We start from the raw sequence: 712 nt of genomic DNA on the forward strand, positions 1-712 counted from the left end.
GTAGACACGTTGCGGTGTGCCGGTCACCGACATGTCCTGCACGAATTCGAGCAGCGCTTCGAGCAGGGCGGTGAGTTCGATCCTGGCCAGCGCTGCGCCCAGGCAGTAGTGCGGGCCGTAGGCGAAGGAGAGATGCCGGTTGGGCGTCCGGGAGAGGTCGAACCGGCCGGGGTCGGGGAACTGCTCGCCGTCGAAGTTGGCGGAGCTGTTCCAGACGACGACGACATCGCCGGCCGCGATGTCCACGTCCTCCAAGACGGTGTCGACGGTGGCGGTACGTCCGCCGTGCAGGACCGGGGACGTCCACCGCAAGATCTCCTCCACCGCGCCGGCGACGGACACCTCGCCCCGGCGCAGCCGCTCCCACTCGCCGGGCATCTCCGAGAAGGCCTTGACCGCGCCGATCATGGCGAGCCGGGTGGTCTCGTCTCCACCGAGCAGGAGGCTGTAGCAGTTGAACAGCAGCTCGTCCAGCTCAAGTTGGACATCGTCGTCCATCATCTCGACCAACCTGCCGAGGATGCTCTCCCCGGGCAGGTCCGCGCGGGCCCGGATCAGCTGGGCAAAGTACAGGAGGATCTCGTTGCGGGCCAACCGCGAGTCCTCTGCCGCCGCGTCCGGGGAGTAGGCGGCGAGCGAGGTGCTTCCGTGGCGGTACATCAGTTCGTGGTCTTTTGCGGGGATTTCGAGCAGGTCGCAGATCGCCATCTCA

1 protein-coding gene is annotated in these 712 nt (G+C 67.0%); it reads right to left on the reverse strand.

Features of this window, described 5'->3' with window-relative positions; genetic code table 11:
• Positions 1-660, reverse strand: a 660-nt coding sequence (locus ACFP3U_RS36975; RefSeq protein WP_380230162.1) for a cytochrome P450, incomplete at its 3' end; no start/stop codon positions are given.
• Between the last annotated feature and the right edge of the window lie 52 nt (positions 661-712).

The organism is Kitasatospora misakiensis (genome assembly GCF_042656005.1).
Classification (GTDB): Bacteria; Actinomycetota; Actinomycetes; order Streptomycetales; family Streptomycetaceae; genus Kitasatospora; species Kitasatospora misakiensis.